At 56.3% G+C, this 24,104-nt stretch carries 23 protein-coding genes; 15 read left to right on the forward strand and 8 right to left on the reverse strand.

Annotated features, from left to right (window positions below; all coding sequences use genetic code 11):
* Position 1 precedes the first annotated feature (1 nt).
* Together envC and gpmM are read right to left on the reverse strand one after the other, a co-directional pair.
* A complete protein-coding gene (gene envC, locus GY169_RS01215) occupies positions 2–1,273 on the reverse strand; it encodes a murein hydrolase activator EnvC (RefSeq protein WP_163448422.1) in 1,272 nt (423 codons plus the stop codon).
* 9 nt (positions 1,274–1,282) lie between these two features.
* Positions 1,283–2,830 (reverse strand): 2,3-bisphosphoglycerate-independent phosphoglycerate mutase, encoded by a 1,548-nt coding sequence (gene gpmM, locus GY169_RS01220; protein ID WP_167574817.1) that lies wholly within the window; start codon positions 2,828–2,830, stop codon positions 1,283–1,285.
* Positions 2,831–3,078: 248 nt separating this feature from the next.
* Here gpmM and GY169_RS01225 point away from each other — a divergent pair, with 248 nt between their 5' ends.
* From GY169_RS01225 to cysE, 5 genes are all read left to right on the forward strand, one after another.
* A complete protein-coding gene (locus GY169_RS01225; RefSeq protein ID WP_163448418.1) occupies positions 3,079–3,510 on the forward strand; it encodes a rhodanese-like domain-containing protein in 432 nt (143 codons plus the stop codon).
* A 39-nt stretch (positions 3,511–3,549) separates the two neighbouring features.
* A complete protein-coding gene (gene grxC / locus GY169_RS01230) occupies positions 3,550–3,801 on the forward strand; it encodes a glutaredoxin 3 (protein ID WP_163448417.1) in 252 nt (83 codons plus the stop codon).
* Positions 3,802–3,880: 79 nt separating this feature from the next.
* Positions 3,881–4,348, forward strand: coding sequence for a protein-export chaperone SecB (gene secB, locus GY169_RS01235; protein WP_064541041.1), 468 nt, complete (start codon positions 3,881–3,883; stop codon positions 4,346–4,348).
* Positions 4,348–5,367 carry an NAD(P)H-dependent glycerol-3-phosphate dehydrogenase gene (gene gpsA, locus GY169_RS01240; protein WP_163448415.1) on the forward strand — a complete coding sequence of 340 codons (1,020 nt, stop codon included), beginning with the start codon at positions 4,348–4,350 and terminating at the stop codon, positions 5,365–5,367. The genes secB and gpsA overlap by 1 nt, the downstream gene beginning before the upstream one ends.
* A 77-nt stretch (positions 5,368–5,444) precedes the next feature.
* Positions 5,445–6,266, forward strand: a complete 822-nt coding sequence (gene cysE / locus GY169_RS01245) for a serine O-acetyltransferase (protein ID WP_035894708.1) — start codon at positions 5,445–5,447, stop codon at positions 6,264–6,266.
* 63 nt (positions 6,267–6,329) lie between these two features.
* On the opposite strand, the gene trmL is transcribed toward cysE, so the two are convergent.
* The 5 genes from trmL to GY169_RS01270 all read right to left on the reverse strand — a co-directional run bounded on the left by trmL (position 6,330) and on the right by GY169_RS01270 (position 11,221).
* Positions 6,330–6,803 (reverse strand): tRNA (uridine(34)/cytosine(34)/5-carboxymethylaminomethyluridine(34)-2'-O)-methyltransferase TrmL, encoded by a 474-nt coding sequence (trmL, locus tag GY169_RS01250; RefSeq protein WP_167574818.1) that lies wholly within the window; start codon positions 6,801–6,803, stop codon positions 6,330–6,332.
* A 174-nt stretch (positions 6,804–6,977) separates the two neighbouring features.
* Positions 6,978–8,162, reverse strand: coding sequence for an FMN-dependent L-lactate dehydrogenase LldD (gene lldD, locus GY169_RS01255; RefSeq protein WP_167574819.1), 1,185 nt, complete (start codon positions 8,160–8,162; stop codon positions 6,978–6,980).
* Positions 8,159–8,935: a transcriptional regulator LldR gene (gene lldR, locus GY169_RS01260; protein ID WP_064541052.1), complete on the reverse strand. Its 777-nt coding sequence runs from the start codon at positions 8,933–8,935 to the stop codon at positions 8,159–8,161. Before lldR ends, lldD begins: the two co-directional genes overlap by 4 nt.
* Positions 8,932–10,587 carry an L-lactate permease gene (gene lldP / locus GY169_RS01265; protein ID WP_163448408.1) on the reverse strand — a complete coding sequence of 552 codons (1,656 nt, stop codon included), beginning with the start codon at positions 10,585–10,587 and terminating at the stop codon, positions 8,932–8,934. The genes lldR and lldP overlap by 4 nt, the downstream gene beginning before the upstream one ends.
* A 271-nt stretch (positions 10,588–10,858) precedes the next feature.
* Positions 10,859–11,221 carry a YibL family ribosome-associated protein gene (locus tag GY169_RS01270; RefSeq protein ID WP_167574820.1) on the reverse strand — a complete coding sequence of 121 codons (363 nt, stop codon included), beginning with the start codon at positions 11,219–11,221 and terminating at the stop codon, positions 10,859–10,861.
* A gap of 273 nt (positions 11,222–11,494) precedes the next feature.
* Here GY169_RS01270 and GY169_RS01275 point away from each other — a divergent pair, with 273 nt between their 5' ends.
* The 3 genes from GY169_RS01275 to GY169_RS01285 all read left to right on the forward strand — a co-directional run bounded on the left by GY169_RS01275 (position 11,495) and on the right by GY169_RS01285 (position 13,429).
* Positions 11,495–11,704, forward strand: coding sequence for a hypothetical protein (locus GY169_RS01275; RefSeq protein ID WP_065357211.1), 210 nt, complete (start codon positions 11,495–11,497; stop codon positions 11,702–11,704).
* A 217-nt stretch (positions 11,705–11,921) separates the two neighbouring features.
* Positions 11,922–12,290: a DUF3302 domain-containing protein gene (locus GY169_RS01280; RefSeq protein ID WP_167574821.1), complete on the forward strand. Its 369-nt coding sequence runs from the start codon at positions 11,922–11,924 to the stop codon at positions 12,288–12,290.
* A 2-nt stretch (positions 12,291–12,292) separates the two neighbouring features.
* Complete coding sequence (locus GY169_RS01285) at positions 12,293–13,429, forward strand: HlyD family secretion protein (protein WP_064541068.1); 1,137 nt, start codon at positions 12,293–12,295, stop codon at positions 13,427–13,429.
* On the opposite strand, the gene GY169_RS01290 is transcribed toward GY169_RS01285, so the two are convergent.
* Entirely contained in the window at positions 13,426–14,643 is a 1,218-nt protein-coding gene (locus tag GY169_RS01290) for an anaerobic sulfatase maturase (protein WP_167577232.1), read from the reverse strand. The two genes, GY169_RS01285 and GY169_RS01290, sit on opposite strands and share 4 nt — an antisense overlap.
* A 156-nt stretch (positions 14,644–14,799) precedes the next feature.
* Here GY169_RS01290 and GY169_RS01295 point away from each other — a divergent pair, with 156 nt between their 5' ends.
* From GY169_RS01295 to selB, 7 genes are all read left to right on the forward strand, one after another.
* Positions 14,800–16,341, forward strand: coding sequence for a PTS transporter subunit EIIC (locus tag GY169_RS01295; protein WP_167574822.1), 1,542 nt, complete (start codon positions 14,800–14,802; stop codon positions 16,339–16,341).
* Between the two features lie 13 nt (positions 16,342–16,354).
* Positions 16,355–18,082 carry a sulfatase gene (locus GY169_RS01300; protein WP_167574823.1) on the forward strand — a complete coding sequence of 576 codons (1,728 nt, stop codon included), beginning with the start codon at positions 16,355–16,357 and terminating at the stop codon, positions 18,080–18,082.
* Between the two features lie 12 nt (positions 18,083–18,094).
* Positions 18,095–18,958 carry an aldose 1-epimerase family protein gene (locus GY169_RS01305; RefSeq protein WP_167574824.1) on the forward strand — a complete coding sequence of 288 codons (864 nt, stop codon included), beginning with the start codon at positions 18,095–18,097 and terminating at the stop codon, positions 18,956–18,958.
* Positions 18,959–19,003: 45 nt separating this feature from the next.
* Positions 19,004–19,885, forward strand: coding sequence for a MurR/RpiR family transcriptional regulator (locus tag GY169_RS01310; RefSeq protein ID WP_167574825.1), 882 nt, complete (start codon positions 19,004–19,006; stop codon positions 19,883–19,885).
* Between the two features lie 93 nt (positions 19,886–19,978).
* Positions 19,979–20,587 carry a glutathione S-transferase gene (locus GY169_RS01315; RefSeq protein WP_167574826.1) on the forward strand — a complete coding sequence of 203 codons (609 nt, stop codon included), beginning with the start codon at positions 19,979–19,981 and terminating at the stop codon, positions 20,585–20,587.
* Between the two features lie 98 nt (positions 20,588–20,685).
* The gene (gene selA, locus GY169_RS01320; RefSeq protein WP_167574827.1) at positions 20,686–22,077 is read left to right on the forward strand and encodes an L-seryl-tRNA(Sec) selenium transferase; all 1,392 of its coding nucleotides are present in this window, start codon (positions 20,686–20,688) and stop codon (positions 22,075–22,077) included.
* Positions 22,074–23,924, forward strand: coding sequence for a selenocysteine-specific translation elongation factor (gene selB, locus GY169_RS01325; protein WP_167574828.1), 1,851 nt, complete (start codon positions 22,074–22,076; stop codon positions 23,922–23,924). Before selA ends, selB begins: the two co-directional genes overlap by 4 nt.
* The last annotated feature ends 180 nt before the right edge of the window (positions 23,925–24,104 follow it).

Below are 24,104 nucleotides of genomic sequence, written 5' to 3' on the forward strand. Positions count from 1 at the left end.
CTTATCTTCCCAACCACGGCAGTGGATTGACCGCCTGACCCTGGCGGCGAATTTCGAAATAGAGCGACGGTCGACCCTGTCCGCCGCTGTTGCCCACCAGGGCGATCGGCTGCCCGGCGCGGACCTGTGTGCCGACGCTGACCAGCGCGCTCTGGTTATACCCGTAGAGGCTCATATCGCCTTTACCGTGCTCGACCACCACAACAAGGCCATAGCCCTGTAGCCAGTCGGCAAGGATGACGCGCCCATCGGCAATGGCTTTGACTTCGGTGCCTTCCGATGCGCTGATGACCATCCCCTTCCAACGTAGCTCACCTTGTAGCTGTTCGCCATAGCGATGCAGCGTCGTGCCGCGAACCGGCCAGTAAGCCTGACCGCGAGGGGCGCCCAGACCGCCGGTTCGTGCCATAAGTGAGCGTTCACTTTCGGAAGGTTTGTAGGTAGTGCCTTTGCGGGTGGCCTCTTGCTGACGGTTACGTACCGCCTCGGCCTCTTTGGCTTCGCGCTCGGCGCGGGCTTTTGCTGCCGCTTCGGCACGCGCAATGCTATTGCGCAGGCGGGATTCGTTCGCCCGTAGCTCGCCAAGCTGTTGCTGGCCCTGCTGAATGGAGGATTCCAGCCCGGAAATCGTTTTCTGGCGCTCGTTACGCGCCGCTTCCAGTTTGGCCTGCTGGGCCTTCTGTTCGTACAGCAGCGTTTGCTGTTCGCTCTGTTTCTCTTCCAGCTCGGTTTTTTGCGCCGCCACGTCTTCGCGGGTTTGTTTGAGCTCGGCGATGGTTTCCTGCCGCGCCTGGTTCAGGTAGCCGAAATAGGCCTGTAGACGCTGCCCACGCTGGCTCTCTTCACCGCTGAGAATCAGCTGAATACCGGTATGTTCGCCCTGACGGAACGCGGCATCAAGCTGTGCGGCGAGGTTGCGCTCCTGCATCGCGCGCTGTTTTTCCAGCTTCGCAATGTTGGCGTTCATCTCGGCGATTTGCGCATTGAGCTGCGCCAGCGAGTTTTGCGTTTCACGTAGCTGACGCGCGGCGGCGGCGATGGCCTGTTCCTGCGCTTTAAGCTGGGCGAGAAGGGTGGCGCGTTGTTGCTGTTGTTGGCGTACCGCGCGCTCTTTGGCGGCGATATCGGCCTGAATAGACTGGAGCTGTGAGCGGTCGTCCGCGTGGGCGGGCGTGGCGCACAGCAATACGCCAGCGCTGAGCACGCTGGCGTAAAACGTAGACCGAAGCGTCGCTTCGGCCCATTTAATGGAATAGATCGCCTTTCCCCTCATGGGGAAGGATTATTCCACGATGAACAGCGGCTTACCAGTCATCTGTTGCGGGATTTCCATCCCCATCAGCGCCAGCATGGTCGGCGCGATGTCGGAGAGCTTGCCGCCTTCCACCGCTTTGACGGTTTTGTCGCCAACATAAATCAGCGGAACCGGCAGGCTGGTGTGGGCAGTGTGCGCCTGGCCGGTAGCCGGATCACGCATCTGCTCGGCGTTGCCGTGGTCAGCGGTGACCAGCAGTTGGCCGCCCACTTTCTCGACCGCATGAGTGACTTCATCCAGGCAGTGATCCAGCGCTTCAACGGCCTTCACTGCGGCTTCCATGACGCCGGTATGGCCAACCATATCGCCGTTCGGGTAGTTACAGATGATGGTGTCGTACTTGCCGCTTTCGATGGCCGCAACCAGCTTCTCGGTCAGCTCGGCAGAGCTCATTTCCGGCTGCAGGTCGTAGGTGGCCACTTTCGGGGAGTTGATCAGGATGCGATCTTCGCCTTTGAACGGCTCTTCAACGCCGCCGTTGAAGAAGAAAGTCACGTGCGCGTATTTCTCGGTTTCGGAGATGCGCAGCTGGGTTTTGTCATGCTTCGCCATCCACTCGCCAAAGGTATTTTCCAGAGACGCTGGTGGGTAGGCGCACGGTGCTTTGATGTCTGCCGCATATTCAGTCAGCATGATGAAATCGCCCAGCTTCACTTCTTTGTGGCGCTTGAAGCCGTCGAAGTCAGCGTTAACAAAAGCACGGGTGATTTCACGCGCGCGGTCAGCACGGAAGTTCATGAAGACCAGCGCATCGCCATCTTCCATTGCGGCATCGGCTTGGCCGGCTGCACGGATGACGGTTGCTTTCACGAATTCGTCGTTTTCGTCGCGAGCGTAAGCGGCTTCCAGCGCGGCAACCGCGGTGTCAGCCTGGAATTCGCCCTTGGCTTCAACCAGCAGGTTGTAAGCTTGTTCAACGCGATCCCAACGGTTGTCACGGTCCATCGCGTAGTAACGACCGATGATGGAGGCGACGCGGCCTTTGCCCAGTGCGGCAAATTTCTCTTCAAACTTCTGCAGGGAGCCGTTAGCGCTGCGTGGCGGGGTATCACGACCGTCGAGGAAGGCGTGCAGGTAGATTTTTTCTGCGCCACGTTCAGCGGCCAGCTCTACCATCGCCATAATGTGGTCTTCATGGCTGTGTACGCCACCGGCGGACAGCAGGCCCATGATGTGTACCGCTTTACCGGCGGCAACCGCTTTGTCTACCGCGCCGCACAGCACCGGGTTAGCGAAGAACTGGCGATCTTTGATTTCAACGTCAAGACGGGTCAGATCCTGATAGACGATACGGCCTGCGCCCAGGTTCACGTGACCGACTTCAGAGTTACCCATCTGACCGTCTGGCAGACCCACTTCCAGGCCGGAAGCGTGGATCAGGGTATGCGGACGTTTGGCCCACAGCGCGTCCATTACTGGCGTTTTTGCGCTGTAAATAGCGTTATCCTGATGCTCTTCGCGGTAGCCGTAGCCATCCAGAATCACCAGTACCATAGGTTTTTTAGAAACCGACATTGCGACAACCTCATGCTCTAAAGACAGAAAATTTGCGTAATTTTACTACAGCTGAATCGATAAAATAACAATGAGAGATCAAAGAAAGCGGGGAGATGCACGAGGAAAAACGCACATTTTCCCCCTTTTTTCCGTAGCACTCCGCAGAAAACGCATTACATCGCGCGCGCTGGCTGTATTTGCGCCACGCCGCAGGTATACTCCTTCCCTGGTTTTTAAACATTACACGTCGGGAGCTGTTACCCCCCATGCAAGAAATTATGCAATTTGTAGGTCGTCACCCTGTCCTGAGCATCGCGTGGATCGCGCTGCTGGCGGCCGTGCTGTTCACCACTTTTAAAGGGCTGATGTCTAAAGTTAAGGTCATCAACCGCGGCGAAGCGACGCGCCTGATCAACAAAGAAGACGCGATTGTCGTTGACCTGCGCCAGCGTGATGATTTCCGTAAGGGCCACATTGCCGGTTCCCTGAACCTGCTGCCGAACGAAATCAAAGCCAACAACGTCGGCGAGCTGGAAAAACACAAAGACAAACCGGTGATCGTGACCGACGGTACGGGTATGCAGGCAACTGAGTCCGCTACCGCACTGCTGAAAGCCGGTTTTGAAAAAGTATTCGTACTGAAAGAAGGTATTGCTGGCTGGAGCGGTGAAAACCTGCCTCTGGTTCGCGGCAAATAATTCCCTGCTCGTTCATCGGGTGAAGTCAGGAGAGCTGTCATGGCGAAGATTGAAATCTATACCAAAGCAACATGCCCTTATTGCCACCGTGCAAAAGCGCTGCTGTCTGAAAAAGGCGTCACCTTTGAGGAACTGCCTATCGACGGTAACGCTGAAAAGCGCGAAGAGATGATTCAGCGCAGCGGCCGCACGACGGTTCCGCAGATTTTTATTGATGCACAGCACATTGGCGGCTGCGACGACTTGTATGCGCTTGATGCGCGTGGTGGACTTGATCCCCTGCTGCGCTAATGCTTCGCGTTCGCGCCTGCAGAAGCAGGCGTGAGGCGTACCGCTTTTTTTAAGGACAACACGAAAGGGTTTTTTACACATGTCAGAACAAAACAACGCAGAAATGGCTTTCCAGATTCAGCGCATCTACACCAAAGACGTTTCCTTTGAAGCGCCGAATGCACCGCATGTTTTCCAGAAAGATTGGCAGCCAGAGGTTAAACTTGATCTGGATACCGCTTCCAACCAGCTGGCTGAAGGCGTGTATGAAGTGGTGCTGCGTGTCACCGTAACGGCGACGCTGGGCGAAGAAACCGCATTCCTGTGTGAAACTCAGCAGGCGGGTATCTTCTCCATCGAAGGTATCGAAGGGACTCAAATGGCTCATTGCCTGGGTGCATACTGCCCGAACATCCTGTTCCCGTATGCGCGTGAATGCATCACCAGCCTGGTTTCCCGTGGGACTTTCCCACAGCTGAACCTTGCGCCGGTTAACTTTGATGCGCTGTTCATGAACTATCTGCAGCAGCAGGCTGGCGAAGGTGCAGAACAACATCAGGATGCCTGATGAACGCACTTAATGCTTCAATGACTGTGATCGGTGCCGGCTCTTACGGCACCGCTCTTGCCATCACCGTGGCAAGAAACGGCCACCAGGTCGTACTCTGGGGCCACGATCCCAAACATGTCGCGACGCTACAGCACGATCGCTGCAACGCGGCATTTCTTCCCGACGTTCCGTTTCCCGAGACGCTCCACCTGGAAAGCGACTTAGCGACCGCTCTGGCCGCCAGCCGCGATATTCTGGTGGTGGTGCCAAGCCACGTATTCGGCGACGTACTGCGTCAGATGAAACCGCTGCTGCGTCCTGATGCGCGCCTTTTATGGGCGACGAAAGGCCTGGAAGCGGAAACCGGTCGTCTGTTGCAGGATGTGGCGCGTGAAGCGCTGGGTGACGAGATCCCGCTGGCGGTGATTTCTGGCCCAACCTTTGCCAAAGAGCTGGCGGCGGGTTTGCCGACGGCGATTTCGCTGGCGGCGACGGACCCGGTCTTTGCCGACGATTTGCAGCAGTTGTTGCACTGCGGCAAAAGCTTCCGCGTCTACAGCAACCCGGACTTCATCGGCGTCCAGCTGGGCGGAGCGGTGAAAAACGTGATTGCGATTGGTGCGGGCATCTCCGACGGCATTGGCTTTGGCGCCAACGCGCGTACGGCGCTGATCACTCGTGGCCTGACCGAAATGTCGCGCCTGGGCGTGGCGCTGGGCGCAGACCCGGTGACCTTTATGGGCATGGCGGGGCTCGGCGATTTAGTGCTGACCTGTACCGACAACCAGTCGCGAAACCGTCGTTTCGGCATGGCGCTGGGCAAAGGGGCGCAGGTTCAGGAAGCGCAGGACAGTATTGGCCAGGTGGTCGAAGGTTACCGTAATACCAAAGAAGTCCGCGAGTTGGCGCACCGTGTAGGTGTCGAAATGCCAATAACCGAGGAAATTTATCAGGTATTATATTGCGGAAAAAACGCGCGCGAGGCAGCATTGACCTTATTAGGTCGTGCACGCAAGGATGAGCATAGCGGCAATTAATCGCAGGAAACCTTTGTCATCCCGACGATCCGGCAAGCGCAGACTTGCCGATCGTTCCAATATGTCTGGAGTAAGCAATGTCGTGTGAAGAACTGGAAATTGTCTGGAACAATATTAAAGCGGAAGCCAGGGCTCTGGCGGACTGTGAGCCTATGCTCGCCAGTTTTTATCATGCGACCTTACTCAAACACGAAAACCTCGGCAGTGCCTTAAGCTACATGCTTGCCAACAAGCTGGCTTCTCCGATTATGCCTGCTATCGCGATTCGCGAAGTGGTGGAAGAGGCCTACGCCGCCGACCCGGAGATGATCGCCTCCGCTGCCTGCGATATTCAGGCCGTGCGCACGCGTGACCCGGCGGTCGACAAATATTCTACCCCGCTGCTGTATCTGAAGGGTTTCCACGCTCTGCAGGCTTATCGCATTGGTCACTGGCTGTGGGGCCAGGGGCGTCGCGCATTGGCGATTTTCCTGCAAAATCAGGTCTCCGTATCTTTCCAGGTGGATATTCACCCGGCGGCCAAAATTGGCCGCGGTATCATGCTCGACCACGCGACCGGCATAGTGGTTGGGGAAACGGCGGTGATTGAAAACGACGTCTCGATCCTCCAGTCCGTCACCCTTGGCGGTACCGGTAAAACCAGCGGCGACCGTCACCCGAAAATCCGCGAAGGCGTGATGATTGGTGCCGGGGCGAAGATCCTCGGCAATATTGAAGTGGGTCGCGGCGCGAAAATCGGCGCGGGCTCAGTGGTCTTGCAGCCGGTTCCACCACACACCACCGCCGCAGGCGTACCGGCGCGTATCGTCGGCAAACCGGAGTCGGATAAACCGGCGATGGATATGGATCAGCACTTCAACGGCATTAATCACGGGTTTGAGTACGGCGACGGGATTTAAGGCCTTGCCCGGTGGCGCAGCGCTTACCGGGCCTACCAAACCGTAGCCGTCATCCGGCCAATATCAGCTACGCAATACGGCGCCCGGATACCCCAGTTGGCGCCATGCCTCATACACCACCACCGACACCGCGTTCGACAGGTTCATGCTGCGGCTGTCCGGCATCATCGGAATCCGAATTTTTTGCTCAGGCGGCAGCGCGTCCAGAATGGTCGCGGGCAGCCCACGGGTTTCCGGGCCAAACATCAGATAGTCGCCGTCCTGATAGCTCACCGCGCTGTGGGCGGGCGTACCTTTGGTGGTCATGGCAAACAGGCGCTGCGGGTTTTCGCTCTCAACAAAGGCGGCATAATTGGCATGGCGCGTGACGGCGGTGAACTCGTGGTAGTCCAGCCCGGCGCGGCGCAGGCGTTTATCGTCCCAGGCAAAGCCCATCGGTTCGATGATATGCAGACGGAAGCCGGTGTTGGCGCACAGACGGATGATGTTCCCGGTATTGGGCGGGATTTCAGGTTCGAATAAAACGATGTTAAGCATACTGCCCCCTTGGATTGCGGGGCAGGATAGCAGAATTTGCGGAAACCCTCACCCCGGCCCTCTCCCTGAATGGGAGAGGGAGCAGAGCAGATCTGCGGGTGAGCAAACGAAACTGAACAGTCCCCTCGCCCCTCTGGGGAGAAGGCCAGGGTGAGGGGAACAAACGGCACAAAACTACGCCGCATTTCCCTGCTTAATGGCATTAAACACCTGCGCCACTTCCGCACTCTGCACCAGCGAATCGCGGCTAATCTCTTTAATCGATTTCGCCCCGGTCAGCGTCATCGCCACCTTCATCTCTTTCTCAACCAGATTCAGCAGGTTAGCCACCCCCGCCTGCCCGTGTGTTGCCAGCGCGTAGAGGTACGCGCGGCCTAACAGCACGCTGTCCGCGCCCAGCGCAATCATGCGCACCACGTCGAGACCGTTACGGATGCCGCTATCAGCCAGAATCGTGATATCCCCTTTTACCGCATCGGCAATCGCCGGCAGCGCGCGGGCGGAGGAGAGTACACCGTCGAGTTGGCGGCCGCCGTGGTTAGAAACCACGATACCATCCGCGCCGAAGCGCACCGCGTCGCGGGCATCTTCCGGGTCGAGGATCCCTTTGATCACCATCGGGCCGTCCCAGAATTCGCGGATCCACTCGAGGTCTTTCCACGAGATAGACGGATCGAAGTTATTCGCCAGCCAGCCGATGTAATCTTCCAGCCCGGTGGGTTTGCCGAGATAGGTCGAGATATTGCCCAGGTCGTGCGGACGCCCGTTGAGGCCAACGTCCCAGGACCATTGCGGATGAGTCACCGCCTGCCAGTAGCGGCGCAGGGCGGCGTTGGGGCCGCTCATGCCGGAGTGGGCATCGCGGTAGCGCGCGCCAGGGGTTGGCATATCGACGGTAAAGACCAGCGTTGAACAGCCTGCCGCTTTGGCGCGCTCCAGCGCGTTGCGCATAAAGCCGCGATCGCGCAGCACATACAGCTGGAACCACATCGGGCGCTTGATGGTCGGGGCGACCTCTTCAATCGGGCAGACCGACACGGTGGAGAGGGTAAACGGGATGCCTTTGGCATCCGCGGCGGCGGCGGCCTGCACTTCGCCGCGACGGGCGTACATACCGCACAGACCAACCGGCGCCAGCGCGACCGGCATAGAAAGCTGCTCTTTAAACAGCGTGGTTTCCAGGCTCAGGTCGGACATATTTTTCAGCACACGCTGGCGCAGCGCGACGTCGGAGAGATCTTCCACATTGCGGCGCAGGGTGTGTTCCGCATACGCGCCACCGTCAATATAGTGGAACAGGAACGGCGGCAGAATGCGCTGGGCGGCAGCGCGATAGTCACTCGCAGCGGAAATAATCATGCTTTTTTCTCCCTGGAAATATCAGTGTGGTCGTCGGGCAGGCGGGTGATCCGCGCCTGGCGAGCCAGGTCTTCATCAAAACGTTTAATGGTGGTGTGGACGAAACCGAGGTGCGCCATCATCGCCTGACGCGCGCCTTCGGCATCACCGGCGGTAATGGCATTGAGAATGGCCAGATGCTGCTCGGTCAGCTTCGCAAACACCGGCGGCACCAGATACATGCGTTCGCGGCTTTGGATCACCGACGATTGCAACAGGTCAAAAAAACCGCGCATGGTTTGCAGCAACACCACGTTGTGGGATGCCTCGGCAATGGCGAGATGGAAGCGAACGTCGGCCTGAGAGGCGAGGTCCGGGTCGTCGCTCTGGGTGGCTTCAAAGCAGAGGCGGATTTTTTCTTTATCGGCATCGGTCGCGCGCATCGCGGCATACCAGGCGGTGCTGGCTTCAATGGCGTGGCGCGCTTCGAGGATATCAAAGCTGTAGTCCGGATCGTCGGCCAGCAGCGTTTTCAGCGGCTGCACAATATTTTGCTCAGACCAGCCTTCATGCTGCCAGCGCACGAAGGTGCCGCCGCCGCGACGGCTGAGCAGCAATCCTTCGCTCACCAGCTTCGCCAGCGCTTCGCGCAGCGAGTTGCGCGAGACGCCCAGCTGGGCTGCCAGCTTTCTTTCGGCGGGCAAACGCATGCCCGCCTCCAGCTGTTGTTCTTCAATCAGTGCCCGCACGCGGCAGGCGACATCGTCTGACAGACGTTTGGGCAGTGTTATCACGGAATCATCCAGGTTAAGACGTAAGCCTGCAGCGTGGTGATTACGCCCACCATGCAGGTGAAAATCAGGCTGTGTTTCACGGTAAAGCGGAACAGGTCGGACTCTTTACCTACCAGGCCAACCGCCGCGCAGGCAATGGCGATGGACTGCGGCGAAATCATCTTGCCGGTGACGCCGCCGGTGGTGTTAGCCGCAACCAGCAGCACGTCCGACACGCCAATTTGTTGCGCGGCGGTAGCCTGAAGCGCGGCGAACAGCGCGTTGGAAGAGGTGTCCGAACCGGTCAGGAACACGCCGAGCCAACCGAGGAACGGTGAGAAGAAGGTAAAGGCGTGGCCAGTATGCGCCAGCGCCAGTGCCAGCGTTGATGACAGACCTGAATAGTTCGAGATAAAGGCGAACGCCAGCACCATGCCGATAGAGTAAATCGGTAACGCCAGTTCTTTCAGCGTGGAGCCGAAGGTATTGATGGCATCTTTCGGTTTCATGCGCAGCCAGACGATAGAGAGCAGGGCGGCAAACAGAATCGCGGTGCCGGTTGCCGACAACCAGTCGAACTTATAGACCGCCGCGTAGGCCGTGGCCTGACTCACTACCGGTGGCATACGGGCAACCAGCTTGTCGAGATACGGAACCGAAACGTTAATCACCAGATCGTACAGCGCGCCGCCTGGAGCGAACAGCGCTTTAAACGGCGGGATGCTCCACAGCGTCACAGTGGCGGTCAGGAACAGGAACGGCGACCAGGCGCGAACGATCTGCCCGGCGGTGTAGCCGGTGCGCGCCAGGTTCATATCGACCTGGGAGGCGCCCATATCGGCAAAGCGGAAAATACGTACCGGCTGCCAGCGCTTGAGGAACAGCGTCAGACACACCAGAGAAACCAGCGAAGAGATGATGTCCGGCAGTTCCGGCCCCAGGAAGTTAGAGCTGAGGTACTGGGCGATAGCAAACGAACCACCTGCTACCATCACCGCGGGCCAGGTCTCCTTGATACCGCGCCAGCCGTCCATAATCGCCATGATCCAGAACAGCACGATGATGGTCAGGAAGGGCAACTGACGGCCTACCATCTGGCCGATTTCAAAGCTGTCCAGCCCGGTCACCTGCCCGGCGACCAGAATCGGAATTCCCATCGCGCCAAACGCCACCGGTGCGGTATTGACGATCAGACACAGACCCGCTGCATACAGAGGGTTAAAGCCCAGACCAACCAGCAGCGCGGCGGTAATCGCCACCGGCGCGCCGAAACCCGCCGCCCCTTCGAGGAAGGCGCCGAAGGAGAAGCCGACGATCAGCATCTGCAAACGTTGGTCCGGCGTAATGGAAAGAATCGACGAACGAATAATGTCGAATTGCCCGGTCTTCACCGAAATTTTGTAGACAAAAACGGCGGCGATAATAATCCAGGCGATGGGCCACAGACCGTAGAAGAAGCCGTACACCACCGACGCCAGCGCGCGGTCGACCGGCATTTTGTAGAACAGCAACGCGACGGCAAGGGCGATGAATACCGTCCAACTGGCTGCGACGTAGCCCTTCAACTTGAGCTTAATCAGCGCGAAGAAGAAGAACAGGATAGGGAGTGAGGCAATCAGGCTTGAAAGCCAGATATTCCCGGCCGGATCGTAGTTTTGTTGCCAGAGGCTCATGCAGGTCTCCAGGGGGCCACACGTACCGGTCGGCGGTGAGTCTGTGCTCATCTCTGCGTCACAGTTTGTGTAAAATTGGCCCTTCCAATAGGGTGGTGTAGGGATAATGACAATGAATGGTTAATCAAATGTTGCTATGTAGCAATGTGTTTGTGACGCTAAATAGTGGAATTGTGAATTACCAGAGATTTGGTTGTGAAATTGGTTGGGCCAATTTGGGAGGGAGAGAATAAAAAACCTTCCCCCGGGCGGGAGAAGGTTCAAGGAGGAATCAGAACTCGCTCTTCGCGAACCCGGTCATCACCTGCAGGCCCATTTCACGGCCAAGCGCTGTCATCGGGTGAACCACCACCAGGCCACGGACGCTTTTCTTCAGCTTGCCCATGTCGGCCTGTTCTTTTTTGGTGATTGGACGGCTGAAGCCCATTTTGGCCAGTTTCTGGGCCTCTTTGCTCAGCTTCTGCGTATGCACTTCACGCAGGCGAGCAATTTCGGTTTCGAGCTTGGTTTTTTCTTCTTCCTGCTCGGCATATTTTTCTGCGCTCTCAACCAGAGACAGGCCTGCCTGCTGGTGGCGGATGGCGTCGAGCAGATCGCTCAGACGTTTGATTTCATTTTTCTCGATTTCTTTCATCTTGCTGATATCTGATAACAAAATAGACGTAATAGCGCTTAGTATGCGCGTTGCTGCTCATTTCTGGTAGTTAATTATACAAAATAAGGTAGTTTCTTCGGGCGATTATAAGCAGATAATTAATGTAACTTTATGAATAGTATTGTTATTTCATAAAATAGTTAAGTTGATCGCTTTTTTGGAAATGAGTGGCGAAGAACCGCACATTTTCCTCAACCCTTCGCGCCAGGATTATCCATGCTTAGGGAAAGGTCTTAAAGAGGGAGTGCGACGATGAGCAAAATGGGAGAGAACGTACCGCAAATCATTGATAAGGCGGTAGACTTTATGGCCTCCAGCCAGGCGTTTATGGAGTATCTGCAAAAACGACCCTATTCAGACCGGGTTCCCGCCGATATTCCCGAGGACAAAGCCGAGATGTTTCTGGTGCGATTAGCCCATTATCGTAACCTTTATCGCCCTGTGGAAACGCCGAAAAAGTAGCATAAAAATCGGCGTATTGACGCCGATTTAACGACTTCTCCTGCTGGTGACGCATTGTGTACAACCAGCGTTTTTTGCTGTCCGTCTCTTCTGGTAAAAATTCCCCGCCGCGGAATGGCGAAAACGGTCATTGCGCATTATTTTCATATTATCAGCCATCAGCATCTCGGCTGCCTGCAATTTAAAAAAACCAAATAAGCGTGAATCTGGGGCAGATATGTTTCTAAACTATTTTGCGTTGGGCGTGCTGATCTTCGTTTTCCTGGTCCTGTTTTACGGGATCATCATGATTCATGATATTCCTTATACCATTGCGAAAAAGCGTAATCATCCCCACGCCGATGCTATTCATACTGCCGGCTGGGTCAGTCTGTTTACGCTGCATGTTATCTGGCCGTTTTTATGGATCTGGGCCACCCTCTACCAGCCTGAACGCGGCTGGGGCATGCAGTCACATATAAAACCTTCAGAATCCGCACCAGCAGCGGATGACGCGCTTGCGCAGCTTTCCCGCCGCGTGGCTGAGCTGGAGCAAAAGTTGGCGGAAATATCCCCCTCAACCGACGCGACAACGCCGGAGCAATAATTATGGATCTGCTAATCGTATTAACTTATGTGGCGCTTGCGTGGGCGGTATTTAAAATATTCCGTATTCCTGTTAACCAATGGACGTTAGCCACCGCCGCGTTGGGCGGTATATTTTTGGTTAGCGGGCTTATTTTATTAATGAACTATAACCACCCGTATACCTATACCGCGCAAAAAGCGGTGATCTCTATTCCGATTACGCCACAGGTCACCGGCGTAGTCAGCGAGGTGACGGATAAAAATAACCAGCTGATTAAAAAAGGTGAGGTGCTGTTTAAGATTGACCCGACGCGTTATCAGGCGCGAGTCGACCGATTACAGGCCGACCTGGTGACTGCCACACATAGCGTCCAGACGCTGAAAGCTCAGCTGTCCGAAGCGCAGGCGAACACCACCCGCGTTTCCGCCGAGCGCGATCGCTTGTACAAAGATTATCAGCGCTATCTGAAAGGCAGCCAGGCGCGGGTAAACCCATTCTCAGAGAGCGATATCGATAACGCCAGACAGAACTACCTCGCGCAGGACGCGATGGTCAAAGGGTCGATTGCCGAACAGTCGCAGATTCAAAGTCAGTTAGACAGCATGGTTAACGGCGAACAGTCGCAGATTGTCAGCCTGCGCGCACAGCTGTCGGAAGCCAAATATAACCTCGATCAGACCATCGTCCGCGCGCCAAGCGACGGATACGCCACGCAGGTGCTCATTCGCCCTGGCACGTACGCTGCCGCGCTGCCGCTGCGTCCGGTGATGGTGTTTATCCCGGAACAGAAACGGCAGATTGTTGCCCAGTTCCGCCAGAACTCGCTGCTGCGCCTGGAGGCGGGCGATGACGCGGAAGTGGTATTTAACGCACTGCCGGGGCAGGTGTTCCACGGCAAGCTGGCGAGCATTTTACCCGTAGTGCCCGGCGGCTCATATCAGGCGCAGGGCGCACTACAGTCGCTGAGTGTAGTACCGGGAACCGACGGCGTCATGGCGCTGATTGACCTGGACCCGAACGCTGATGTGGATTCCCTGCCCGACGGTATTTATGCCCAGGTGGCGGTCTATTCCGACCATTTCGCTCACGTGTCGGTGATGCGTAAAGTGCTGCTGCGGATGACCAGCTGGATGCATTACCTATATTTGGATCATTAAGTCGGTTTGTTACTTATCGGTAATGTGATATCCATGACCGCCGCGGGTGGCTGCTGTCTCTGTATCTGGCTAGCCATAAACTTCATGTACGGGTCCATATGGCTGAACATCGCTTTATAACCCGCGCACAAATGGTTATGCCAACGCTTGCCTGAAGGGTGAATCCGATGTTTAGGGCAGCCGCCATGGCAGGCAAAACGCCACTCGCAGCGTTCACATTCGGCAGCAACCTGCGCTTTTGCCATGCCAAATTTGCGCTGTTGTTTGCTGTTGACCATTTTTTCCAAATTGTCGCGCCGTATATTACCCAGCCGGTGTTCGGGGTAGACGTAGTGATCGCAACTATAAACATCGCCGTTCTGCTCTACGACCAGGCCAAAACCGCAGGTTGATTGCATAACGCATAGCGACGGTTTCTCACCCAGCCATGCCGCTAGCGCACTGTCAAAAAGTTGTATAAAGACGCGTCCAACGTCTCTACGCACCCATTTATCGAATACCTGAATAATAAATTGCCCCCACTGTTCTCCGGAAACGGACCAGGACGTTACCGTCCGTTGTGACAATGATTGCGGATACAGCAGTTCGCCATAGTGCTGTGAGGCAGGCAGTTGCTCTACTGCCGGAATAAACTGGATAAACGTTGCTCCTAGCTCCTGGCTAAGAAAATGATAGATTTCATCAGGATGTTCGGCAGTCACGTTGTTAACGACGCACAGTACATTGACTTCGACGTCATACTGTTTCAGCACATTCATAGCATTAATCACTTTCTCAAATACGGAATGCTGGCTGCGGGTCTTGCGGTAGTGGTCGTGTAAAAATGCAGGGCCGTCGATAGAGAGTCCAACCAGGAAGTTATTCTGCGCCAGGAAGGTAGCCCACGTATGATCGATAAGCACGCCGTTTGTTTGCATGCTGTTGCGGATGGTTTTCCCACGCGCGTGTTTTTGCTGAAGTTCCAGAGCTTGCTGATAAAACGCGAGTCCCGCCAGCGTCGGTTCACCTCCTTGCCAGGTGAATTCAATCTCGTTGCCTGGATGGGCATCAATGTATTGTTTGATGTACTGCTCAAGCGTCTTTCCATCCATGTGCCGCTGCTGCTGGCGTGGTCTCAACGTGCCGTGTTCTTTTCCCAGATAAAAACAGTAGTCGCAAGAAATATTGCACTGATAACTAACAGGTTTTGCCATCAAATGAAAAGGCCGTCGCATAGGGTTCTCCTGGGTAGCGTCAGAAAATATTTGGTGACAGAAGTCACTATTCCAGCGTCTTGCGTTGACAAATTGAGCGAATGATCGGAACAATAATTTCATTAAATCACGATAATTATGAAATTAAAACTTCATTTGCCAATATCAGGGATTTTTATGAGCAGATTATTTTCTGGAGCACAGAATCTGGGTAAGTCGTTTATGTTGCCAATCGCCATCCTCCCCGCAGCAGGGTTACTGCTGGGATTTGGTGGTGTATTCACTAATCCGGTGACCGTATCAACCTACCCGTTTCTGAACAGTGAAATTATTCAGGCTATTTTTACCATTATGCGTCTGTGTGGCAGTGTGGTCTTTGACAACCTGTCGCTATTGTTTTCCGTTGGGATTGCAGTGGGGCTGGCGCGCAGTGATAAAGGTACCGCTGGTCTGGCCGCGGTGCTTTGCTTCCTGGTGATGAATAAAGCGATTAATGCGTTGCTGTTGCTAACGGGCGCGCTTGCCACGGAAAACCTTGCCGCAGCTGGGCAGGCCAGTGTTCTTGGGATCACCACCTTGCAGACCGGTGTACTGGGTGGGGTGATGTGCGGGCTGCTGACATCCTGGGTACATGGCCGCTATGGAAAAACGCAACTGCCTAATATGCTGGCATTTTTCAGTGGTTCGCGTTTTGTACCCATTATGACCTCGTTCTTCGCCATCTTCCTTGGCGTGATTCTGTTTTGGGTGTGGCCATATGTTCAGGAAGGGATCTCCCACCTTGGTATTCTGGTTGAGAAAACGGGCTACATCGGCACTTTAATCTACGGCATGATCCTTAAATGCCTGATTCCACTTGGCCTTCACCATATTTTCTACATGCCGTTCTGGCTAACGAGCGTTGGCGGTGAGGTGATGGTCAACGGTCACCTCGTGGAAGGCACGCAGAAAATCTTTTTCGCACAGCTTGCCGATCCTTCTGTCACCCAATATTACATCGGCGTTTCTCGCTTCATGGCGGGACGTTTTGCTGACTTTATGTTCGGGCTACCGGGCGCAGCGCTGGCAATTTACCACTGCGCGAAGCCTGAAAATAAACGCAAAGTCGCCAGCCTGATGATTTCCGCAGCTCTGACGGCCTTTGTGACGGGCATTACCGAACCGCTCGAATTCGCCTTTATGTTCTGCGCGCCGTTGCTTTATGTGGTGCACATCATCCTGACCGGATTTGCTTTTATGTTCACCCATATGCTGGAAATCACCGTAGGGCAGACATTTTCCGGTGGACTGGTGGACTTCCTACTCTTTGGCGTACTGCAAGGCAATGCCAAAACGAACTGGATATACATCATCCCGCTGGGCGCCGTGATGTTTAGCGTCTACTACTTTACCTTCCGTTTTCTTATCCAGTGGCGACAGCTGAAAACGCCGGGTCGGGAAGACGATATGGATGATGTGCCAGCGACAAACATAGTGGAAGGCGACGAGCGTACCGCGGGTATTGTTGAAGCGTTGGGCGGGCGTAGCAATGTTGTCGACGTTGACTGCTGCGCAACGCGTCTACGCATTACCGTGAATGACCCGGAAAAAGTGAAGCTGGACGATTTTAAACAGCTTGGCAGTAAAGGTGCATTTATTCGCGGGCAGGGCGTACAGGTGGTTTATGGGCCTCACGTCACGTTGATTAAAAACCAGGTAGAAGAGTTTATCGGTTCATAAAGAGAGACGTCTTATGAAAGCAGTTATGTTGATGTTTGACACCCTGACGCGCAACCACCTCGCCCCCTACGGCGGCGAGGCCATCACGCCCAACTTTACGCGTTTGGCGCAGGAGTCTGCGCAGTTCGATCGCTTTTACGTCGGCAGTATGCCGTGCATGCCGGCTCGGCGCGAGCTGCACACCGGGCGCTACAATTTTCTGCACCGTAGCTGGGGTCCACTGGAGCCGTTTGATTTTTCCGCGATGCAGTCGCTGCGCCAGAATGGCGTGCATACCCATCTGGTCACCGACCATAAACATTACTGGCGCGATGGTGGAGCGACCTACCACACGCGCTACTCGACGTTTGAATTTATTCGCGGTCAGGAAGGGGATTGCTGGAAAGGGCAGGTCGAGAAGCCGATGATTCAGTGGCAGGGTAATGAGGACGAAGAGACACTCCGTCGTCGTGCCGGGCGTATGACTCAGGATCTCATTAACCGTACGGCAATGCCGACGCAGCAAGAACACTTTACGCATCGCACGATTAGCGCGGGCATGGAGTTTCTGGAAACCAATCAGCACCAGGACAATTGGTTCCTGCAAATTGAATGTTTTGACCCGCACGAGCCGTTCTTCGTCCCGGAGAAATACCTGGCGCAGTACGGTTGTAAACCGGGCGATTTTGACGGTTGGGTGCCCTATTACTGCGGCGCGCCGGGCGGCGAAGATGACGAGAAGGTGCGTAAGTTCTACCAGGCTCTGATCACTATGTGCGACGACTACCTTGGCCAACTCATGGATAAACTCAAGGCGTTGGGTTTGTGGGATGACACGTTGTTTATTGTTTGCACCGACCATGGCTTCCTGCTGGGCGAACACCAGTGGTGGGGTAAAAATATCATGCCGGTGTATAACGAAATCGCCAACACGCCGTTTTTCATTCGCGACCCGCGAAGCCAAACGCAGGGCGTCAGACGCCAGGCGCTGGCGCAGACCGTTGATATCCCCGCAACGCTGCTGGAATATTTCGATGTTCCGCGACCCGAGACCATGACCGGGCGGTCACTGCGTCCAGCGATCGAACGTGATGAGCCGATCCGCGATTACGCGCTGTTTGGCTATTTTGGCGGGCATATCAATATTACCGATGGTGATTATGTCTATATGCGCTGCCCTCGTGAACAGCACAAAGACAACCTGTATGAGTACACGCTCATGCCGACGCGTATCGATAGCCCGTTCAAGATTGATGAGCTGAAAGACATTCGTATTCACCCCGGTTTTGATTTTACCCAGGGCGTGCAGGTGATGCAGATCCCTGCCACCTTTGGCTATCTGAACCCGTGGCGGTTTGGCGACAAGCTGTTTGATATCAAGAATGACCCTAAGCAGCTTCAGTCGCTTGATGACGCGGCATTAGCGCACCGCTATGCCGCAGCCATGCTCCCTTTGATGCGACAGCATGACGCGCCGCAGGAGCTGTATGCCCGCTTTGAATTGGATCCGCTGACCCCCGAACGCGATGCGCAATTTGCCCGGCGGCAGTATGAGCAGCGTGCGGGCTATGAATGCGCTCATCCAGGGGTAGCCGAAGCGCTCACGTTCTTAATTCGCAACAACGGCGAGGCGGTGTCGATGTTAGAACCGGGACGACGTCTCGAAGAGTCCGATATCTTTACGCTTATCGATAAGCTGTTCAGCGGTGATAAACATCGCGCGATGGTCTATCAAACGCGCTTATTGCTGCGCACGGCATAGGAGGAACTGGCGGTGGAGTGGAGCTTAGAAAACGCCCGCTTTCGCATCACGGTACGGGAAGTCGGCGCCGAGTTGAGTGAGGTGTGGGATAACGCGCACCAGCGAAACTGGATCTGGCAGCCGACGCCGGGAGTGTGGAACAACTCGGCGACGCAGCTGTTCCCGGTGGTGGGGCAGTTGATTCATCACGGACTCTGGCAAGGCGAACGTTTTTTTCCGCTCACGGCACACGGTTTTCTCCGCCATCAGCCGTTCCAGTGCGTGGCGCAGGACGCCACGCGGCTGGTACTGGAAGCCTGCGATACCGCCAGCACGCGTGAAATATGGCCCTTTGCCTGGCGGATACGCATTACCTGGCAACTGACGCCGGACGGGCTGAAGATGAGCTGGTCGGTACACAATCCGGGTCGGGAAGCGTGGGGATACTCCTGTGGCTGGCATCCTGGCTTTTCTCTGCCCATTGCCAGCGAGGCGGGGTGGTCTGTGCAGTTCCGCTCCCCTTGTACCGGGCCGTTTTTGACCTCACAGCGCACCTTGGCCATCCCACAGGATGCGCCGTCCGCCACGTCATTCGCGCTTCAACCGGAGAGCTTTCAGCACGGTGCGGTCTATTTCGCGCTGGGCGACAAAAATCGCTGGGCGGTGTGTTCGCCCGATGGCGCGGAGCAGATTATTTTCACCGGCAGTCAGCCCTGGCTGGCGCTCTGGGGCGTACCCGGTGCGGATTTACTGTGCGTAGAACCGTTATCTGGCACCACCGATGATCCGCGTTTTGACGGGCAAATTGCCCACAAACGCGGAATTCAGTGGCTGCACGCTGGCGCGGAGCAGCAGCATCAACTCAGGCTCAGCTTCCCGGCAGACAGCAAAGAGTAAGCGGGATAAACTACGGGCTTGTTTCGCGGTCAGGAGAGCCCGGTAATGAGTGTGAATAAACAAAACGTGCGCGTATATCTGGCGAATATCCTCGGTAGCCTTGGTGAAACCGATGGCAAAATCGCCGCTTATATTCTGCAACAGCCGGGCTGGGTTGTGCAGTTGCCGGTAAAAAAACTGGCGCAGGAAATTGGCGTCAGTGAAGCAACCATCGTGCGTTTTTGTAAAAAAGTCGGCTATGACGGTCTGCTGAATCTGAAGGCGGATCTCAAGCGGGAGCTGCTGGCGGAAAGCGACCTTTCCTTACCGTCGTCGCCGGATATTTACCTCGATGATTCGCGCAACGACGTGGCGCAGAAAATCGCGCTGATGATTGAAACTTCCAGTCGCGAGACCATTGGCCTGCTGGATATGAAAGTGGTGAAGCCGGTTGTTGAACGTTTTTTAACGGCGCAGCGCGTGATGTTCGTCGGCTTTGGTGCGTCCGGGTTAGCGGCGCTGGAGGCGCGCGACAAGATGAACCGTCTGGGGATCGATTCCGAAGCCTATACCGATCGTTTCACCATGACGCTCAAGCTCGCCAACCTGAAACCTGACGATCTGGTGGTGGCGTTTTCGCACTCGGGGGAGACGCCGGAAGTGGTCAACGCGTTTCGCCTCGCCAAAAAGAAAGGCGTCTACACGCTGGCCATCACCCACAGCCCTCACTCACCGCTCAACGAGCTGGCGAGTACCTTTTGGTTGACCAGCGGCGAAGCCGGGCCGTTGCAGGGGGACTCTATCTCCACGCGTATTTCTCAGCTGTTTATCATCGAATTTCTCTGTACCGAAATTACGCGTCACAATTTGCGCGACCGCGGCGAAACCGGTCTGTCGATCAAAGAACTGCTGATCAAAGAGCGAATTAAGCGCGAGTCTGCCGAGTAACGTATAGATTTTCCTGCTGAATCCTGCCGCGCTCTCAGCGTCCTGTCGATAACTGAGCCATACTGAGAGTTTTGTTGGCGCATGGAGATGAGAATGAAATTAGTCGGCAGCTACACGAGCCCATTTGTCCGCAAGATATCGGTCCTGTTACTGGAAAAGGGGATCGCCTTCGACTTTATCAACGAGCAGCCTTATAGCGCCGACACCGGCGTGGCGCAGTACACGCCGTTGGGGAAAGTACCGGCGCTGGTCACCGATGACGGCGAATGCTGGTACGACTCGCCGATTATCGCGCAGTACATTGAGCTGCTGGGCGTTGCGCCGCAGATGGTGCCGTCCGACCCGCAGCAGGCGTTGAGAATCCGTCAGCTGGAAGCGCTGGCCGACGGCATTATGGACGCCGGGCTGGCTTCGGTGCGTGAACAGGCGCGTCCGGCGGCGCAGCAGTCGGAAGAGGAAGTGCTGCGTCAGCGTGAAAAAATCAGCCGTAGTCTCGACGCGCTGGAAGGCTACCTCAACGACGGTACGCTGAAGGCTGATGAACTCAACCTGGCGACTATCGCCATCGCCTGCGCTATCGGCTACCTGAACTTCCGCCGTATTGCGCCGGGTTGGTGCGTTGATCGTCCGCAGCTGGTGAAACTGGCCGAAACGTTGTTCCTGCGCGAAAGTTTTGCCCGTACCGAACCGCCAAAGGCTTGATTGAACGCTATAACGCTGGGGCGCAGTCCATTGTACAATCCCTCCTTATGACTCCCTCTCCCGTCGGGAGGGGTAACATTTAACCGTCAGGCCTATTCATGACTACCGATACCCGTTCGCTCTACAGCCAGCTACCCGCAACCGACCGCCTGCTTCGCGATCCTGCTTTTGCCCGTTTACTTGATGCCCATGGCCACTCGCAGGTGGTGGAACAGCTCCGCCAGATGCAGGATGAGGCGCGGCTGAATATTCGTGATCGGCAGGCGCTACCTGCCTGGAGTGAAGACTGGGCACAAGAGACGGCGCGACGCCTGAGCCATGATGCGCAGAGCGCGCTGCGCCCGGTGATTAACCTGACGGGTACCGTGCTGCATACCAACCTCGGACGCGCGCAGCAGGCGCAGTCGGCGATTGATGCGGTGAGCCAGGCGATGCGCGACCCGGTGACGCTGGAATACGATCTGGATGGTGCCGGGCGAGGTCATCGTGACCGGGCGCTGGCCGACCTGCTGTGTCGCTTAACCGGCGCGGAAGACGCCTGTATCGTGAATAACAATGCCGCGGCGGTGCTGCTGATGCTGGCGGCGACGGCGGCGGGCAAAGAAGTGGTGGTATCGCGGGGCGAGCTGGTGGAGATAGGCGGGGCGTTCCGCATTCCCGACGTGATGCGACAGGCGGGCTGCGTGCTGCATGAAGTCGGCACCACCAACCGTACGCATGCCAAAGACTATCGTCAGGCGGTGAACGACAATACCGCGCTGCTGATGAAGGTGCACACCAGCAATTACAGTATTGAAGGGTTTACTAAATCGGTAGAGGAAGCCGAGCTGGCGGAAATTGGCCGCGAGCTGGGTGTACCGGTGGTGGCTGATCTCGGCAGCGGTTCGTTGGTGGATCTCAGCCGCTACGGCCTGCCGAAAGAGCCGATGCCGCAGGAGATGATCGCCGCGGGCGTTAGCCTGGTGAGCTTCTCCGGCGATAAGCTGCTGGGCGGCCCGCAGGCCGGGATCATTGTCGGTACGAAAGCGCTAATCGCTCAGCTGCAGCAGCATCCGCTGAAGCGCGCGCTGCGCGCCGATAAAATGACGCTGGCGGCGCTGGAAGCAACGCTGCGCCTGTATCTGCACCCGGAAAAACTGGCGGCAGAGCTGCCCACACTGCGCCTGCTGAGCCGCAGCGCGCAGGCGATTAACCAGCAGGCTCTGCGTCTGCGCGAACCGCTGGCCGCGCGCTACGGCGACGAGTTTGCCGTTCAGGTCATGCCATGCGCATCGCAAATCGGCAGCGGATCGCTGCCTTCGGAAAGCCTGCCCAGCGCGGCCATTGCGCTCACGCCGCTCGATGGTCGCGGCAGCCGACTTGATGCGCTGGCTAACCGCTGGCGCAGCCTGCCCATACCGGTCATTGGCCGAATTTATGATGGACGTTTGTGGCTCGATCTGCGCTGCCTTGAAGATGAATCCCGTTTCCTGGAGATGTTGCTGAAATGATTATTGCCACCGCCGGTCACGTTGACCACGGCAAAACCACGCTGCTACAGGCGATTACCGGCATCAATGCCGACCGCTTGCCGGAAGAGAAATCCCGCGGCATGACTATCGATCTTGGCTACGCCTACTGGCCGCAGCCGGATGGTCGCGTACTGGGCTTTATCGACGTGCCGGGGCATGAAAAATTCCTCTCCAATATGCTGGCGGGCGTCGGTGGCATCGACCATGCGCTGTTGGTGGTGGCGTGCGATGATGGCGTGATGGCGCAGACCCGCGAGCATCTGGCGATTCTTCAGTTAACGGGTAACCCAACGCTGACGGTGGCATTAACCAAAACCGATCGCGTCGATGGGGCGCGAATCGACGACGTTCGCCGCGAAATCACGCAGGTTCTGCGTGAGTACGGTTTTGAACAGGCCACATTATTCGAAACGGCCGCGACGGCGAATATCGGCATTGAAGCGCTGCGCGACCATTTACGTCAGCTTGCCGCTCGCGAGCATCCGGAGCATCAGCGCTTTCGTCTGGCTATTGACCGCGCCTTTACCGTCAAGGGCGCGGGCCTGGTGGTGACCGGAACGGCGCTGTCGGGTGACGTGCGGGTGGGCGATACCCTGTGGTTGACGGGGATGGGCACACCCATGCGCGTGCGTGGGTTGCATGCGCAGAATCAGCCGGTTGAGCATGCGCACGGCGGGCAGCGTATTGCGTTAAATATCGTTGGCGCAGCGGAAAAGAGCGATATTAGCCGCGGCGACTGGCTGCTGACGGAAGCGCCGCCGGAGGCCGTTGAACGAGTTATTGTTGAGCTGCATAGCCATATTCCGCTCACCCAGTGGCAGCCGTTGCATATACACCATGCTGCCAGCCATATCACTGGCCGCGTATCGTTGCTGGAAAATAATCTTGCGGAACTGGTGCTCGACACGCCGCTGTGGCTGGCGGATAACGATCGGCTGGTGCTGCGCGATATCTCGGCGAAAATCACTCTGGCCGGCGCGCGCGTGGTGACGCTGAACTCGCCGCGTCGCGGTAAACGTAAGCCGGAGTATCTGGCGTGGATTGCCGCGCTGGCGCTGGCGAAAACGGATGCTCAGGCGCTGGCGGTACACCTCTCCCGCGACGCGGTGAAGCTACGAGACTTTGCTTGGGCGCGTCAACTGAGCACACAGGGGCTGGAGCAGCTGATTGCCCAACCGGGCTTTATCCTCGCTGGCGACTGCCTGCTGGATGCGCCGCTGGCGGCCCGCTGGCAGCGTAAGCTGCTCGACGCGCTGGCGCTTTATCACGAGCAACATAAAGATGAGCCTGGACCGGGACGTGAACGCCTGCGTCGTATTGCGCTGCCAATGGAAGATGAAGCGCTGGTGCTCACCTTAATTGAGCAAATGCGTGAAAGCGGCGTTATCGCCAGCCATCACGGCTGGCTGCATCTGCCAGAGCACAAAGCCGGGTTCACCGATGAACAGCAGGCCATCTGGCAGAAGGTCGCGCCGTTGTTTGGCGATGAACCGTGGTGGGTGCGCGATCTGGCGACGCAAACCGGGACGGATGAGAACATGATGCGCGGCGTTTTACGGCTGGCGGCGCAGCAGGGGATGATCACCGCGATTGTGAAGGACCGCTATTATCGCAATGACCGCATCGTGGCGTTTGCCAGCATGATCCGCGAACTCGATCTGGAAAAAGGTTCCACCTGTGCGGCCGATTTCCGCGATAAATTGAACGTTGGCCGCAAGCTGGCGATTCAAATTCTGGAGTATTTCAATCGCATAGGCTTCACGCGTCGTCGCGGCAATGACCACTTATTGCGCGATGCGTTGCTGTTTCCTGACAACAAAAATTAACAAATGATTGAGAAAACTTATTAAATTCAACATTTGAATATATTTATCACTATAAATCGCGACATTGACAACAAAATGACGCGATTTTTATTTTTCATGCAGAGAAAAGTGCTAGCCAGATCGTGTTTTAAGGGTGGGTAATGCTATAGCCTCGGGAGCCTGCTTATTAAATAAAGGAAC

This window comes from Kluyvera genomosp. 3 (genome assembly GCF_011765685.1).
Lineage (GTDB): Bacteria > Pseudomonadota > Gammaproteobacteria > Enterobacterales > Enterobacteriaceae > Kluyvera > Kluyvera georgiana_A.